Genomic DNA, 15,201 nt, shown 5'->3' with positions numbered 1-15,201 from the left:
CGTAAGGATATTGATGTGATTATGGCTCAACCCCACCTTTTGGCAGAAAGAATTTCTCGCCTCAGCAATGCGTTAGAAAAAGGATTGTATGAGCGTCATCACGCCATTCGCCTCTGCCTGCTGGCGGCGCTGAGCGGTGAGAGCGTATTCCTGCTGGGACCGCCCGGTATCGCCAAGAGTCTGATTGCCCGCCGCCTTAAATATGCCTTTCAGCACGCCCGCGCCTTTGAATATCTGATGACCCGCTTTTCCACGCCGGAAGAGGTGTTTGGCCCGCTCTCCATTCAGGCGCTCAAGGATGAAGGACGCTATCAGCGTCTGACAAAAGGCTATCTGCCCGACGCGGAAATTGTCTTTCTGGATGAGATCTGGAAAGCCGGTCCGGCGATCCTGAATACCCTGCTGACCGCCATTAACGAACGCCGCTTCCGCAATGGTGACAGCGAAGAGAAAATCCCGATGCGGCTGCTGGTTACCGCCTCCAACGAGCTACCGGAAGCCGACAGCGGCCTTGAGGCGCTCTATGACCGGATGCTGATCCGTCTGTGGCTGGATAACGTGCATGAGAAGCAGAACTTCCGCAGCCTGCTGACCCACCAGCAGGATGAGCACGCCAATCCGGTGGCGGAATCGCTGCGCATCAGCGATGAAGAGTATGCGCAGTGGCAGCTTGGCATCAGCCAGGTCTCTCTGCCCGATGCGGTGTTTGAGCTGATTTATCAGCTGCGCCAGCAGCTGGAGAGCCAGCCCGCCGCACCCTACATTTCCGACCGTCGCTGGAAGAAGGCCATTCATTTGCTGCAGGCGAGTGCCTTTTACAGCGGGCGCAACGCCATTGCCCCTGTCGACCTGATCCTGCTGAAGGATTGTCTCTGGCACGACGTCGCCTCCATGCAGCTGCTGGAACGCGAAATCGATCAGCTGATGACGTTACACGCCTGGCAGCAGCAGTCGATGCTGCTTAAACTGCAGCAGATCAACGCGCGCCGCCTGGCGCTGCAGCAACAGCAGAGTATCGCCCAGGCGATCACCCTGGAGAAGCACAGCGGTATGTTCAGCCGCAAACCCCATTACGATATGCCGGAAAATCTCACCGATGAGCAGCTGACGCTGATGCTGCAGAAGCCGCTGACGCTGCACGATATGCAGGTGACGCATCTGGTGATCGCCCGTGACGCCCTGAATCAGTGGCTGCAGAAAGGGGGCGAGGTACGCGGCAAGCTGAACGGCATTGGCTTTGCCCAGAGTCTGGATTTACAGGTGGATGCGCAGCACTGTCTGGCGGTCCGGGATGTCAGCCTGCAGTCGTCGCGTCTCACCCTGCCTGGCGTCAACACCCGCGAGCCGCTGCCGGGTGAGATCAGTGAGGCACTGGATGCGCTGGAGAGCGAGCTGCGTTCCCAGCGCCATCTCTTCAGTCAGCATCAGCGCTGCCTCTTTATCAGCGATGACTGGCTGGCGCGGGTGGAAACCAGCCTGCAGGATGTGGCGGAACAGCTGAAACAGGCGCGTAAATGATCTCCGTGGAGACGCTCAGCACCCTGCTCTCGGTGGGGGAGACTGAACTGATTGAAGAGCTGATTATTGCTCTGCTGGCGTCTCCCCAGCTGGCGCTGTTTTTTGAAAAATTTCCCGGACTGAAAAAAGCGCTGCTGCGCGACGTGCCGCGCTGGCGCGCAGAGATCAATGCAGAACTCAAAGCTACGCCCGTTCCGGCGACGCTGGCGGAGGAGTTTCAGCTGTTTCAGCGGGTACAGCTGTTCAGCGATCGTGAATTCAGCCACCAGCTGGATACCACCCTTCAGGCGCTTGAAAGCCTGCCATCCCCTTTCCTTGATGAAGCACACCGGCTGCTGCAGCACGCGGAGACCCGTCAGCTCAGCAGCGCACAGCATCAGCTTTTTTTGCAGCGCTGGCGACTGAGCCTGACCTTACAGACCCTGACGCTGAATCAGGATTTGCTGGAGCAGCAGCGCGAGCGCCTGATGGCGCAACTGCAGCAGCGCATGGCGCTGAGCGGCCAGCTGGCACCGGTTCTCGGTGACGATGATGAAGCAGCCGCTGGCCGGTTGTGGGACATGAGCAAAGCGTCACTGCAGCCCGGCGACTATCAGCTGATGCTGCAGTATGGCGATTTTCTGGCGCAGCAACCGGAGCTGATGACGCTGGCCCGGCAGCTGGGACGCAGCCGGGAGGCCAAATCGGTGCCGTCACAGGAGGCCCCTCTGGAGGCCTTCCACCAGCTGGTGCAGGAGCCTGACGCCGTGCCGGAGGAGGTCAGCGGCATTCATCAAAGCGATGATGTGCTGCGTCTGCTGCCACCGGAACTCGCGGCGCTGAGCATCAGCGAACTGGAGCTGGAGTTTTACCGGCGGCTGGTTGAGAAACGGCTGCTGACTTACAGGCTGCAGGGTGACGCCTGGCATGAGAAGGTGATGATGCGTCCGGCCAGCCATCAGCAGCATGAAGAGCAGCCGCGCGGTCCTTTTATCGTCTGCGTCGATACCTCCGGTTCGATGGGCGGCTTTAACGAGCGCTGCGCCAAAGCCTTCTGTCTGGCGCTGCTGAAGGTCGCGCTGGCCGATCGTCGTCGCTGCTACATCATGCTGTTCGCGCATGAGGTGATTGGCTATGAGCTGACCGGCGATGACGGGCTGGAACAGGCGATCCGCTTCCTGAGCCAGCGTTTTCGCGGCGGCACCGACCTGGCCGCCTGCCTCTCCTCGGTGGTAACCCGAATGGAGGGCAGCCTGTGGCAGGAAGCGGATGCGGTGATCGTCTCCGATTTTATCGCTCAGCGCCTGCCGGAAGAGGTGATCGGCGCAATTAAAAAACGCCAGCGACATAATCAGCAACGTTTTCACGCCGTGGCGATGTCGGCCCACGGAAAACCCGGCATTCTGCGCATCTTCGACCATATCTGGCGCTTCGATACCGGCATGAAAAGCCGTCTGCTGCGCCACTGGCGCCGTTAAGTCATCTGACCGAAAAGCTTCTTTGCTATAGTAAATTACCGTTTCACTTACTCAGCAATCTGGAGCTTCCTGTGACGCTTGCTCAACCCCACCGCGATTTGCCAGCCCCGACGCGGACGTTATTGCTCTCCGGCCAGAACATTGAACAAAAACGTGCCGAATTGCTGGCCTATTTTCTTCAGACCTGGGAACAGTATGAAAGCCTGTTCACCTGTCTGGCCGATTCAAAGGCCTGGTTCAACAAAGCCATTCCGCTGCGCCATCCGTTGATCTTCTATTTTGGTCATACCGCGACGTTCTACATTAATAAGCTGATGGCCGGTCGCCTGATCGACGCCCGCATGGACGATCGCATCGAAGCGATGATGGCGATCGGCGTGGATGAGATGAGCTGGGACGATCTCAACGACAGCCACTATGACTGGCCGACCATTGACGCCGTGCGCGAATACCGCGGGCGCGTGAAGGCGCTGGTCAGCGATCTGATCCAGACCATGCCTGTTACGCTGCCAATCACCTGGGAAAGCCCGGCCTGGGTGATCCTGATGGGTATCGAGCATGAACGTATTCATCTGGAAACCTCCAGCGTGCTGATACGCCAGTTACCGCTTGAGTGGGTCCGGCCGCAGGCCGCCTGGCCGGTCTGTCCGATGGCGCGCCACCAGCGCGAAACCGTGCCCGCTAACAGCCTGCTGCCGATGCCCGGCGGCACCGTCACCCTGGGAAAAACCGACGATACCTATGGCTGGGATAACGAATATGGCCGTCAGCAGATCACGCTGCAGCCGTTCCAGGCGAGCAGGATGCTGGTCAGCAACGCGGAATATTTTGCGTTCGTCGAGGCTGGCGGCTATCAGGATCGCCGCTGGTGGGATGACGAAGGCTGGGGCTGGTGTCAGTTTGCCGGTGCGGTAATGCCGACCTTCTGGGTGGGCACGCCTGAGATGCCCGATCAGCTAAAACTGCGCCTGATGTGCGAAGAAGTCGCCATGCCGTGGGACTGGCCTGCCGAGGTCAATCAGCTGGAGGCGGCCGCGTTCTGTCGCTGGAAAGCGGCGCAGACCGGTATGGCCATTCAGCTGCCCTGCGAAGCCGAATGGGCGCAGCTGCGTGAGCAGGTGGCTGGCGATCAGCCGGACTGGGAGCGGGCGCCGGGCAATATCAATCTGGCGTACTGGGCTTCCTCATCTCCGGTCGATCTGTTCGCGCAGGGCAGTTTCTTCGATATCGTCGGGAACGTCTGGCAGTGGACAACCACGCCGACCAACGGCTTCGAAGGCTTTAAAGTCCATCCGCTTTACGACGATTTCTCTACCCCAACCTTTGATGGCAAACATTCGCTGATCAAAGGCGGCAGCTGGATCTCGACCGGCAACGAAGCACTGAAATCGGCTCGCTATGCGTTCCGTCGCCACTTCTTCCAGCATGCCGGTTTCCGCTATGTCGTCTCCACGCATCAGGAGACCATGGCGCTGAACCCCTATGAGTCGGATGCGATGGTGTCGCAGTATCTCGATTTCCAGTATGGTCCGCGCTATTTCGGTGTCGATAACTACGCCGAAAGCCTGGTCAGGCTGGCGCTGGAGCACACCCACGCGCGCGGCGAGGCGCTGGACATCGGCTGCGCCACCGGCCGCGCCAGCTTCGAACTGGCCCGCCATTTCGACCGGGTGACCGGCATGGACTATTCGGCACGCTTTATCGATGTGGCGCTGCAGCTGGCCAGCGGCGAAGATTTCCGTTATCTGCTGCCCCAGGAGGGCGATCTGGTCGAATATCGCCAGGTTCGCCTGAAAGATTTCGTCCCGGAGAGCGCACTGGCGCAGCGGATCCAGTTTGTGCAGGGTGACGCCTGCAACCTCAAGCCACAGCCCGATCGTTACGATCTGGTGCTCGCCTCTAACCTGATCGACCGTCTGCGACAGCCTGCGCGTTTCCTGCGCGACGTGACGCCGATGCTGCGGCAGGGCGGCATTCTGCTGCTTTCATCGCCCTATATCTGGCTGGAGGCGTTCACGCCGAAGGAGAACTGGCTGGGCGGCGTGCGCGAAAACGGCGAAGCGCTGACGACGCTACAGGCGCTGCAACGTCTGCTGGCGGCCGACTTCGAGCAGGTCGGCGAACCGCAGGATGTGCCCTTTGTGATCCGCGAAACGGCCCGCAAGTTCCAGCACACGCTGGCGCAGGTCACGCTCTGGCGTAAACGTTAAGTGAACCGGCAGCGGCGCCCGTCGCTGCCGGGAGTTGCCTGAATCGCTATTTTGCTGCACATTCACCCCTGTTACTCAAGCAGACCTATAACGAGGATGGCCATGGCCGAACACCTGCAGCTCGATAATCTGGATCGCGGCATTCTGAATGCCCTGCTGGAGAATGCGCGCACCGCTTACGCCGAGCTGGCAAAACAGTTTAACGTCAGCCCCGGCACCATTCATGTGCGCGTAGAGAAGATGAAACAGGCGGGGATTATTCTGGGCACCCGCGTGGATATCGATCCCCGCCAGCTGGGGTTCGATGTCTGCTGCTTTATCGGTATCATCCTGAAAAGCGCCCGCGACTATCCGGCGGCGCTGAGCAAGCTGAACGCGCTGGATGAGGTGGTTGAAGCCTGGTACACCACCGGCCACTACAGCATCTTTATTAAAGTGATGTGCCGCTCGATCGACGCTCTGCAACAGGTGTTGATCAACAAGATCCAGACCATCGATGAAATCCAGTCCACGGAAACCCTGATCTCGCTGCAAAACCCGATCATGCGCACCATCAAACCCTGATCCCTCTCGCCTGTGCATAATCTTATCCCTGACGAATGTGGCGGCTGACAACGGCTGCGTTCGCCTCTCCTGATCTATTAACCCTGTTGTCCACAGGTGGATCACCGCTTGATCACAGCGTACAATGCTCGCCTTAATGTCCGGGAGAGCAAGATGGCCGATATTACCTTAATCAGTGGCAGTACCCTGGGTAGCGCAGAGTACGTGGCTGAACATCTGGAAGAAAAATTACAGGATGCGGGCTTCTCAACGCAGATGCTGCACGGCCCGACGCTGGATGAGCTGCCGGCCAAGGGGATCTGGCTGGTGGTCAGCTCCACCCACGGTGCAGGCGATATTCCCGATAATCTGCTGCCGCTCTTTGAAGCCATTCGTGACACGCAGCCCGACCTCTCTCAGGTGCGGTTCGGTGCCGTCGGACTCGGCAACCATGAATATGATCTCTTTTGTGGTGCGATCCGCCAGATTGAAGCACAGCTGATTGCCCAGGGTGCGCACCGGATCGGCGATCGTCTGGAGATTGACGTGCTGGAGCATGAGATCCCCGAAGATCCGGCGGAGGCCTGGCTGGAAAGCTGGAAAAGCGCGATCTGAAGGCGGTCGGGGATCGCGAAATCGTCACGATCCCCAGTGGAAGATGCTGAATTTATCCTTTTTCACTCTTTTGTTTTGTGGATAACTACCGATCAATCGTGCGTATAACCGGTAGTTATCCAAAGAACAACCCGAGAACGTTTTTTGAGCTGTGGATAAGCGGGCTTTTTGATCCCAGCTTATACGGATCAGGATCACCGATCATTCACAGCTAACGATCCTCTTTATCCTGTTGTTTCTGCTCTTATTCTGACAGATATCCACAGGGGGACGGGATCCTAATAAGAGATCTAACAGAAAGATCATATACAGATCTAAGATCCTTTCTTTTAAAACCTGACGATCCCGCGACTTTCACCCCAGCCGGAATTTGAGTAGAATCCACGCCCCAGGACGACGATCCTGCACGTTAATTAACCGAGGTACCACTTCATGTTTTATCAGGATCCTTTTGACGTCATCGTAATTGGTGGTGGTCATGCGGGCACCGAAGCCGCAATGGCGGCCGCCCGAATGGGTCAGCAAACCCTGTTACTCACCCATAACATTGATACGCTTGGACAAATGTCCTGTAACCCGGCGATCGGTGGCATTGGCAAAGGACATCTGGTGAAGGAAGTGGATGCCTTAGGGGGTCTGATGGCCCGTGCGATCGACCAGGCGGGTATCCAGTTCAGGATACTAAACGCGAGCAAAGGGCCGGCCGTCCGGGCGACCCGTGCGCAGGCGGATCGCGTGCTCTATCGTCAGGCCGTGCGCACGGCACTGGAGAATCAGCCTAACCTGATGATCTTCCAGCAGGCGGTCGACGATCTTATCGTGGAAAACGATCGCGTCGTGGGCGCGGTCACCCAGATGGGCCTGAAGTTCCGCGCAAAAACCGTAGTTCTGACCGTCGGCACCTTCCTTGATGGCAAAATTCATATCGGTCTGGACAACTACAGTGGTGGTCGCGCTGGCGATCCGCCGTCCATTCCGCTGGCAAAACGCCTGCGTGCGCTGCCGCTGCGGGTGAACCGCCTTAAGACAGGTACGCCGCCGCGCATCGATGCGCGCTCCATCGATTTTTCGGTGCTGACGCCGCAGCACGGTGACAACCCGATGCCGGTCTTCTCCTTCATGGGCAGTGCTGCTGAACATCCGCAGCAGGTGCCGTGCTGGATCACCCATACCAACGAGAAAACCCATGAGGTGATCCGCAGCAACCTGGATCGCAGCCCGATGTACGCCGGGATTATCGAAGGGATCGGCCCGCGCTATTGCCCGTCGATCGAAGATAAGGTGATGCGCTTTGCCGATCGCAACTCGCATCAGATCTTCCTGGAGCCGGAAGGGCTGACCAGCAACGAGATCTATCCGAACGGTATCTCTACCAGCCTGCCGTTTGACGTACAGATTCAGATCGTCCGCTCGATGCAGGGCATGGAGAACGCGAAGATCGTGCGCCCTGGCTATGCCATTGAGTATGACTTCTTCGATCCGCGCGATCTGAAACCGACGCTGGAGAGCAAATTTATTCACGGCCTGTTCTTCGCCGGCCAGATCAACGGCACCACCGGTTATGAAGAGGCGGCTGCGCAGGGGATGCTGGCCGGTCTGAATGCGGCCCGTCAGTCTGCTGACAAAGAGGGCTGGGCGCCGCGTCGTGACCAGGCTTATCTGGGCGTGCTGGTTGATGACCTCTGCACACTCGGCACCAAAGAGCCGTACCGCATGTTTACCTCGCGTGCTGAGTACCGTCTGATGCTGCGCGAAGATAATGCCGATCTGCGCCTGACCGAAACCGGTCGTGAGCTTGGCCTGGTGGATGATGCGCGCTGGGCACGTTTCAATCAGAAGCTGGAAGCGATCGAACAGGAGCGTCAGCGTCTGCGTGATATCTGGGTTCATCCGAAGTCCGATCATGTGACAGATGTGAACAGGGTGCTCAGTGCGCCGCTGACCAAAGAGGCCAGTGGTGAAGATCTGCTGCGCCGCCCGGAAATGACCTATCTGAAGCTGATGACCCTGGAGAGCTATGGTCCGGCACTGGCAGACGAGCAGGCCGCAGAGCAGGTTGAGATCCAGGTCAAATATGAAGGCTATATCGCGCGTCAGCAGGAAGAGATCGATCGCCAGTTGCGTAACGAGAATACGCTGCTGCCGGTGGAGCTCGACTATCGTCAGGTCAGTGGCCTCTCAAACGAGGTGATCGCCAAGCTGAACGATCATAAGCCGACGTCGATTGGTCAGGCGACCCGCATCTCGGGCATTACGCCGGCGGCCATCTCAATTCTGCTGATCTACTTGAAAAAACAGGGTCTGCTGCGCAAAAGCGCCTGATCTGAAACGGGGCGAGGTAACTCGCCCCCGCTGAATGGACTTATGCTGTGATCAACACACTCACATCGCTGCTGAAAGCAGCCGGTATTTCCCTCTCCGATCAACAAAAACAGCAGCTGGTTGCCTATGTCGGCCTGCTGGATAAGTGGAACAAAGCCTATAACCTGACCTCGGTGCGCGACCCGCAGCAGATGCTGGTCCGTCATATCCTCGACAGCATCGTAGTGGCGCCGCATCTCAGCGGGTCACGCTTTATCGATGTCGGTACCGGCCCGGGTCTGCCTGGCATTCCGCTGGCTATCGTGATGCCGGATGCGCACTTCACGCTGCTCGACAGCCTGGGCAAACGGGTCCGCTTCCTGCGCCAGGTTCAGCATGAGTTAGGACTTACTAACATTGCTCCGGTTCAGAGCCGGGTTGAAGCGTTCCCCCCTGAGCCCCCTTTTGATGGCGTCATCAGCCGGGCGTTCGCCTCGCTGACCGACATGGTGAACTGGTGTCATCATCTGCCGGGTGGGGAAGGGCGCTTTTTCGCGCTTAAAGGCGTGCGTCCGGATGATGAAATTGCTGAGTTACCGGCGGGCTACGTTACTGATGCGGTTATTAAGCTGCAGGTTCCGCAGCTGGAAGGCGATCGTCATCTGGTGATCCTTCGTCGGCAGTAAGAGCCTGATGGTCAGGAACTGCACACTTTTCTGCCACTTCCGCGATCGGCTTTGTGGCAAAAAAGGGCAGATGATGCGCCATCAATAAAAGATTTTGATTAAGACGTAACGGTGTGAGGGTTAAAAGGGTGACGGAAATTATCCGAAAAGCTCTGTTACATTTAACGATTAATTCACATTTAGTTATCAGAAATATCACCTGTATAGCGGTGTGACGGAATAGAGGTAGTCACGGATGAAAATATATCGAGGTAATAACTTCGCGTACGTAATATGAATTTCACGTTTATCAGGCAACGTTCGATGTCAATAGCGTATTTTCTGTGAAAATAGTTCCGGAAAGGCTTTTTTAAAATCCTAAGCCAATGATTTAAAAGGGTTAAAACTTTTTGCGGATTGTTCTTAAATAGCGTGAAGATAAAACTCTGGCTGGCACAAGTGCTTATTATGTGATCTAAAGCACGCTTTAAAAGCCCGACAGACGAGAATTTTTGGCCAGATGAGGGTGAATCGCCGCAGGGTAATCTTTGGAAAAATAGCCCTCCGGAAAGAAATTTAAATAATTGTTCACCTTTTCGCTACTTACCGATTGAAATCGCAGGTGCGGCCCGTATAATTTGCACGGCTTTTGCTGCTTGACTCAACTGCGCAAAGGCAGTCTTATACGACACGCGACATACCCCTAACGGGGCAGGAGAGTATCAGCGTCATGTCAGTGTCTCTTTACAGTGTAAAATTCGCCCGAACGGTGCTGATGATTCAGCTGGTGACAATAGTCATCATCGGCGCACTCTTTGCTGTGAAAGATGTCATCTGGGGTGTCTCTGCTCTGGCTGGCGGTGCGGCAGCCTGGCTGCCAAACGTATTGTTTTTGTTTTTAGCCTGGCGCCTGCAGGGGCAACCCCCCGCTTCGGGGCGAGTCGCGTGGAGCTTCGCTTTGGGTGAAATAGCCAAAGTGTTTGCGACCATCATTTTGCTCATTGTGGCGTTGGGTCTATTCGGAGCGGCTTTCTGGCCGGTCGGGATAACCTGGTTATCGGTGCTGGTGGTACAAATGCTGGCACCGGCGGTAATTAACAACAAAGGGTAAGAGGCATCATGGCTGCAGGAGAAATCTCTACTCCGCAAGAGTACATTGGTCACCACCTGACACATCTTCAGTTGGACCTGCGTACCTTCGAGTTAGTGAATCCGCACGACGCTCCCGCGACGTTCTGGGTATTAAATATCGATTCCATGTTTTTCTCTCTGGTGCTGGGAGTTATCTTCCTGGTGTTGTTCCGTAGCGTGGCGAAGTCTGTCACCAGCGGTGTGCCAGGGAAAATGCAGGCGGCTATCGAACTGGTTGTCGGTTTCGTTGATAGTAACGTGCGCGACATGTATCACGGTAAGAGCAAACTTATCGCCCCGCTGGCTCTGACAATTTTTGTCTGGGTCTTCCTGATGAACTTCATGGATCTGCTGCCAATCGACCTGCTGCCATATATTGGTGAGCATCTGTTGGGGTTACCGGCGCTGCGCGTCGTACCGTCTGCAGACGTGAACATCACGCTGTCTATGGCGTTGGGCGTATTTATTTTGATTCTGTTCTACAGCATCAAAATGAAAGGCATTGGCGGCTTCACGAAAGAGCTGACGCTGCAGCCTTTTAACCACCCGATCTTCATCCCGATCAACCTGATTCTGGAAGGTGTGAGCCTGCTGTCTAAGCCTGTGTCACTGGGTTTACGACTGTTCGGTAACATGTATGCGGGTGAACTGATCTTTATCCTTATTGCCGGTCTGTTGCCGTGGTGGTCGCAGTGGGTGCTGAATGTGCCGTGGGCCATTTTCCACATCCTGATCATTTCGCTACAGGCTTTCATTTTCATGGTCCTCACGATTGTCTATCTGTCGATGGCATCTGAAGAACATTGATTTTTTTCTCAACACTACTTTCCCTCTTGATTTCGGGCGGCAGCGCACGTCGCTGAAGCCCGGAAGATGAAGGGAGCATTTAACTGAAACAAACTGGAGACTGTCATGGAAAACCTGAATATGGATCTGCTGTACATGGCTGCCGCTGTGATGATGGGCCTGGCGGCAATCGGTGCTGCGATCGGTATCGGCATCCTCGGAGGAAAATTCCTGGAAGGCGCTGCTCGTCAGCCTGACCTGATTCCTCTGCTGCGTACGCAGTTCTTTGTTGTAATGGGTCTGGTGGATGCAATCCCGATGATCGCTGTTGGTCTGGGTCTGTACGTGATGTTTGCTGTCGCCTAAAGCCCTTGTGTTCACTCAACGCACAATGTGCAGGGGTGAACGGATTCTGCCGCTTATCACAGCGATAACGGCAGAAAAGTTAAATACTCAATCTAGAGGCATTGTGCTGTGAACATTAATGCAACAATCCTCGGCCAGGCTATCGCGTTCATCCTGTTTGTCGCGTTCTGCATGAAGTACGTATGGCCGCCGATTATGGCTGCCATCGAAAAGCGCCAGAAAGAAATTGCTGAAGGCCTTGCTTCTGCTGAACGTGCAAAGAAAGATTTGGATCTCGCGCAGGCTAATGCGACCGACCAGCTGAAAAAAGCCAAAGAAGACGCTCAGGTCATTATCGAGCAAGCGAACAAGCGTCGCGCGCAGATTCTGGACGAAGCCAAAACCGAAGCTGAAAACGAACGTAATCGCATCGTGACACAAGCGCAGGCTGAAATTGACGCCGAACGCAAACGTGCGCGTGAAGAACTGCGTAAGCAGGTTGCGTTGCTGGCTATGGCTGGTGCCGAGAAGATCATCGAACGTTCCGTGGATGAAGCTGCTAACAGCGACATCGTTGATAAACTGGTCGCTGAACTGTAAGGAGGGAGGGGCTGATGTCTGATCTGATTACTGTAGCTCGCCCCTACGCCAAAGCAGCTTTTGACTTTGCTGTTGAGCATCAAAGTATAGAACGCTGGCAACAGATGCTGGCGTTTGCCGCAGAAGTGGCTCGCAATGAACAGATGGCTGATCTTCTTTCCGGTGCATTAGCACCTGAAGCGTTGGCAGCGTCGTTTAACGCAGTATGTGGTGATCAACTGGATGAACCCGCGCAGAACCTGATTAAGGTGATGGCGGAAAACGGACGTTTGACAGCGCTTCCGGCTGTACTGGCTCTTTACATCGAACTGCGTGACGCTCACGAAGCTACCGCTGAAGTCGATGTTATCTCCGCCAGTACGCTGAGTGACGACCAGCTGAATAAAATCAGCGCCGCGATGGAAAAACGTCTGTCACGCAAAGTTAAGCTGAATTGCAAAATTGATAAGTCTGTGATGGCAGGCGTGATCATCCGTGCGGGTGATCTGGTTATTGATGGCAGCGTACGCGGCCGTCTTGACCGTCTGGCTGACGTCTTGCAGTCTTAAGGGGACTGGAGCATATGCAACTGAATTCCACCGAAATCAGCGAACTGATCAAGCAGCGCATTGCTCAGTTCAATGTCGTGAGTGAAGCTCACAACGAAGGTACGATTGTTTCTGTAAGTGACGGTATCATCCGCGTACACGGCCTGGCCGATGTAATGCAGGGTGAGATGATTGCCCTGCCGGGTAACCGTTACGCTATCGCCCTGAACCTCGAGCGTGACTCGGTTGGTGCAGTGGTGATGGGTCCTTACGCTGACCTCGCCGAAGGCATGAAGGTTAAGTGTACTGGCCGAATTCTTGAAGTACCGGTAGGCCGTGGCCTGCTGGGCCGCGTCGTGAACACCCTGGGTGCGCCTATCGACGGTAAAGGCGCCATCGACAACGATGGTTTCTCACCGGTTGAAGTGATCGCGCCAGGCGTTATCGATCGTCAGTCAGTCGACCAGCCGGTTCAGACCGGTTATAAGTCCGTCGATGCGATGATTCCAATCGGCCGTGGCCAGCGTGAGCTGATCATCGGTGACCGTCAGACCGGTAAAACCGCAATGGCAATCGATGCGATCATCAACCAGCGCGATTCAGGCATCAAGTGTGTCTACGTTGCGATTGGTCAGAAAGCCTCAACCATCTCCAACGTGGTTCGTAAGCTGGAAGAGCATGGCGCACTGCAGAACACCATCGTTGTTGTGGCGTCTGCGTCTGAATCTGCTGCGCTGCAGTATCTCTCTCCATACGCCGGCTGTGCGATGGGTGAATACTTCCGTGACCGCGGTGAAGATGCGCTGATCGTTTATGATGACCTCTCCAAGCAGGCTATCGCTTACCGTCAGATCTCGCTGCTGCTGCGTCGTCCACCAGGTCGTGAAGCTTTCCCTGGCGACGTGTTCTATCTCCACTCCCGTCTGCTGGAACGTGCATCACGCGTAAGCGCTGATTATGTAGAACGTTTCACCAATGGCGCTGTGACAGGTAAAACCGGTTCACTGACCGCGCTGCCGATCATCGAAACCCAGGCGGGCGACGTTTCTGCGTTCGTTCCGACCAACGTAATCTCGATTACCGATGGTCAGATCTTCCTGGAATCGAACCTGTTCAACTCCGGTATTCGTCCGGCGGTTAACCCAGGTATTTCGGTATCCCGTGTGGGTGGTGCTGCTCAGACCAAGATCATCAAAAAACTGTCCGGTGGTATCCGTACCGCGCTGGCACAGTATCGTGAACTGGCGGCGTTCTCGCAGTTCGCTTCCGATCTGGATGATGCAACCCGCAAACAGCTGAGCCACGGTCAGAAAGTGACCGAGCTGCTGAAGCAGAAACAGTATGCGCCGATGTCTGTCGCGCAGCAGGGTCTGGTTCTGTTCGCTGCAGAGCGTGGCTACCTGAACGACGTTGAACTGGCAAAAATTGGCAGCTTCGAAGCTGCGCTGCTGGCCTTCGCCGATCGCGACCACGCTGAGCTGATGGCTGAAATCAACCAGTCTGGCAACTTTAACAACGATATCGAAGCGAAGCTGAAAGGCCTCATCGATACGTTTAAAGCAACCCAGTCCTGGTAATGTCTGGCGGCTTGTCTGAAAAGGCAGGCCGCAAGGCTTTGAGGAGAAGCTAATGGCCGGCGCAAAAGAGATACGAAGCAAGATCGGAAGCGTGAAAAACACGCAGAAGATCACCAAAGCGATGGAAATGGTCGCCGCCTCCAAAATGCGTAAAACGCAGGAACGCATGGCGGCCAGCCGTCCGTATGCAGACACCATGCGCAAAGTGATTGGTCACCTTGCGTTGGGTAATCTGGAATACAAGCACCCTTACCTGGAAGAGCGCGACGTGAAGCGCGTCGGCTACCTGGTCGTTTCAACAGACCGCGGGCTTTGTGGTGGTTTGAACATTAACCTGTTCAAAAAATTACTGGCGGATATGAAGTCCTGGTCCGATAAAGGCGTTCAGAGCGATCTGTCGATTATCGGTTCGAAAGGGACGTCATTCTTCAGTGCTGTCGGTGGCAATATTGTGGCACAGGTCAGCGGCATGGGCGATAAACCTGCCCTGTCAGATCTGATCGGCCCGGTAAAAGTGATGTTGCAGGCCTATGATGAAGGCCGCATCGACAAGCTGATGATCGTCAGTAACAAGTTCAATAACACCATGTCTCAGACTCCGACCATCACCCAACTGCTGCCGTTAGCGCCAGCGGAAGGTGAAGAAGAGATGAAGGCGAAGACCTGGGATTACCTGTACGAACCCGATCCGAAAGCGCTGCTGGATACCCTGCTGCGTCGTTATGTCGAATCGCAGGTTTATCAGGGTGTGGTGGAAAATCTGGCCAGTGAGCAGGCCGCACGTATGGTGGCGATGAAAGCCGCAACCGACAACGGCGGAAATCTGATCAAAGAGCTGCAGTTGATTTACAACAAAGCTCGTCAGGCCAGCATCACCCAGGAACTTACCGAGATCGTCTCGGGGGCCTCCGCGGTTTAACCAGGTT

The 15,201-nt window shown here is 55.8% G+C and carries 14 protein-coding genes; all 14 read left to right on the top strand.

Going from position 1 to position 15,201, the window contains the following annotated elements; all coding sequences use genetic code 11:
- The first annotated feature begins 21 nt into the window (after nt 1-21).
- Nucleotides 22-1,518: an ATPase RavA gene (gene ravA / locus ACNY69_RS18040; protein ID WP_111140952.1), complete on the top strand. Its 1,497-nt coding sequence runs from the start codon at nt 22-24 to the stop codon at nt 1,516-1,518.
- Nucleotides 1,515-2,975 carry an ATPase RavA stimulator ViaA gene (gene viaA, locus ACNY69_RS18035; RefSeq protein ID WP_418799420.1) on the top strand — a complete coding sequence of 487 codons (1,461 nt, stop codon included), beginning with the start codon at nt 1,515-1,517 and terminating at the stop codon, nt 2,973-2,975. The genes ravA and viaA overlap by 4 nt, the downstream gene beginning before the upstream one ends.
- A gap of 71 nt (nt 2,976-3,046) precedes the next feature.
- Nucleotides 3,047-5,185 (top strand): 5-histidylcysteine sulfoxide synthase, encoded by a 2,139-nt coding sequence (gene ovoA / locus ACNY69_RS18030; protein WP_418799418.1) that lies wholly within the window; start codon nt 3,047-3,049, stop codon nt 5,183-5,185.
- Nucleotides 5,186-5,287: 102 nt separating this feature from the next.
- Nucleotides 5,288-5,749, top strand: a complete 462-nt coding sequence (gene asnC, locus ACNY69_RS18025) for a transcriptional regulator AsnC (protein WP_111140944.1) — start codon at nt 5,288-5,290, stop codon at nt 5,747-5,749.
- Nucleotides 5,750-5,902: 153 nt separating this feature from the next.
- The gene (mioC, locus tag ACNY69_RS18020) at nt 5,903-6,343 is read left to right on the top strand and encodes an FMN-binding protein MioC (protein ID WP_111140945.1); all 441 of its coding nucleotides are present in this window, start codon (nt 5,903-5,905) and stop codon (nt 6,341-6,343) included.
- A 432-nt stretch (nt 6,344-6,775) separates the two neighbouring features.
- The gene (gene mnmG / locus ACNY69_RS18015) at nt 6,776-8,665 is read left to right on the top strand and encodes a tRNA uridine-5-carboxymethylaminomethyl(34) synthesis enzyme MnmG (protein WP_111140946.1); all 1,890 of its coding nucleotides are present in this window, start codon (nt 6,776-6,778) and stop codon (nt 8,663-8,665) included.
- A gap of 47 nt (nt 8,666-8,712) precedes the next feature.
- Nucleotides 8,713-9,330, top strand: a complete 618-nt coding sequence (gene rsmG, locus ACNY69_RS18010; protein WP_418799415.1) for a 16S rRNA (guanine(527)-N(7))-methyltransferase RsmG — start codon at nt 8,713-8,715, stop codon at nt 9,328-9,330.
- Nucleotides 9,331-10,039: 709 nt separating this feature from the next.
- Complete coding sequence (atpI, locus tag ACNY69_RS18005) at nt 10,040-10,420, top strand: F0F1 ATP synthase subunit I (protein ID WP_111140948.1); 381 nt, start codon at nt 10,040-10,042, stop codon at nt 10,418-10,420.
- A gap of 8 nt (nt 10,421-10,428) precedes the next feature.
- On the top strand, nt 10,429-11,247 hold the full coding sequence (gene atpB / locus ACNY69_RS18000) for a F0F1 ATP synthase subunit A (protein WP_111140949.1): 819 nt from the start codon (nt 10,429-10,431) through the stop codon (nt 11,245-11,247).
- 105 nt (nt 11,248-11,352) lie between these two features.
- Nucleotides 11,353-11,592 carry a F0F1 ATP synthase subunit C gene (gene atpE / locus ACNY69_RS17995; RefSeq protein ID WP_003849523.1) on the top strand — a complete coding sequence of 80 codons (240 nt, stop codon included), beginning with the start codon at nt 11,353-11,355 and terminating at the stop codon, nt 11,590-11,592.
- Between the two features lie 108 nt (nt 11,593-11,700).
- Nucleotides 11,701-12,171 (top strand): F0F1 ATP synthase subunit B, encoded by a 471-nt coding sequence (atpF, locus tag ACNY69_RS17990; protein WP_111140950.1) that lies wholly within the window; start codon nt 11,701-11,703, stop codon nt 12,169-12,171.
- A 14-nt stretch (nt 12,172-12,185) separates the two neighbouring features.
- Complete coding sequence (atpH, locus tag ACNY69_RS17985) at nt 12,186-12,719, top strand: F0F1 ATP synthase subunit delta (RefSeq protein ID WP_111140951.1); 534 nt, start codon at nt 12,186-12,188, stop codon at nt 12,717-12,719.
- Between the two features lie 14 nt (nt 12,720-12,733).
- Entirely contained in the window at nt 12,734-14,275 is a 1,542-nt protein-coding gene (atpA, locus tag ACNY69_RS17980) for a F0F1 ATP synthase subunit alpha (protein WP_003849532.1), read from the top strand.
- Between the two features lie 52 nt (nt 14,276-14,327).
- Complete coding sequence (atpG, locus tag ACNY69_RS17975) at nt 14,328-15,194, top strand: F0F1 ATP synthase subunit gamma (protein ID WP_418799412.1); 867 nt, start codon at nt 14,328-14,330, stop codon at nt 15,192-15,194.
- Nucleotides 15,195-15,201 lie beyond the last annotated feature (7 nt).

The organism is Pantoea graminicola, assembly GCF_048452665.1.
Lineage (GTDB): Bacteria > Pseudomonadota > Gammaproteobacteria > Enterobacterales > Enterobacteriaceae > Pantoea.
Note: the sequence above shows the minus strand (reverse complement) of the source record. Positions and strands in the feature narration are given on the sequence as shown.

Bases quoted from the DNA above. Each gene is read 5' to 3' on its own strand.
- ravA (WP_111140952.1), top strand. From the start codon at position 22: ATGGCTCAACCCCACCTTTTGGCAGAAAGAATTTCTCGCCTCAGCAAT.
- viaA (WP_418799420.1), top strand. From the start codon at position 1,515: ATGATCTCCGTGGAGACGCTCAGCACCCTGCTCTCGGTGGGGGAGACT.
- asnC (WP_111140944.1), top strand. From the start codon at position 5,288: ATGGCCGAACACCTGCAGCTCGATAATCTGGATCGCGGCATTCTGAAT.
- mioC (WP_111140945.1), top strand. From the start codon at position 5,903: ATGGCCGATATTACCTTAATCAGTGGCAGTACCCTGGGTAGCGCAGAG.
- mnmG (WP_111140946.1), top strand. From the start codon at position 6,776: ATGTTTTATCAGGATCCTTTTGACGTCATCGTAATTGGTGGTGGTCAT.
- atpI (WP_111140948.1), top strand. From the start codon at position 10,040: ATGTCAGTGTCTCTTTACAGTGTAAAATTCGCCCGAACGGTGCTGATG.
- atpB (WP_111140949.1), top strand. From the start codon at position 10,429: ATGGCTGCAGGAGAAATCTCTACTCCGCAAGAGTACATTGGTCACCAC.
- atpE (WP_003849523.1), top strand. From the start codon at position 11,353: ATGGAAAACCTGAATATGGATCTGCTGTACATGGCTGCCGCTGTGATG.
- atpH (WP_111140951.1), top strand. From the start codon at position 12,186: ATGTCTGATCTGATTACTGTAGCTCGCCCCTACGCCAAAGCAGCTTTT.
- atpA (WP_003849532.1), top strand. From the start codon at position 12,734: ATGCAACTGAATTCCACCGAAATCAGCGAACTGATCAAGCAGCGCATT.
- atpG (WP_418799412.1), top strand. From the start codon at position 14,328: ATGGCCGGCGCAAAAGAGATACGAAGCAAGATCGGAAGCGTGAAAAAC.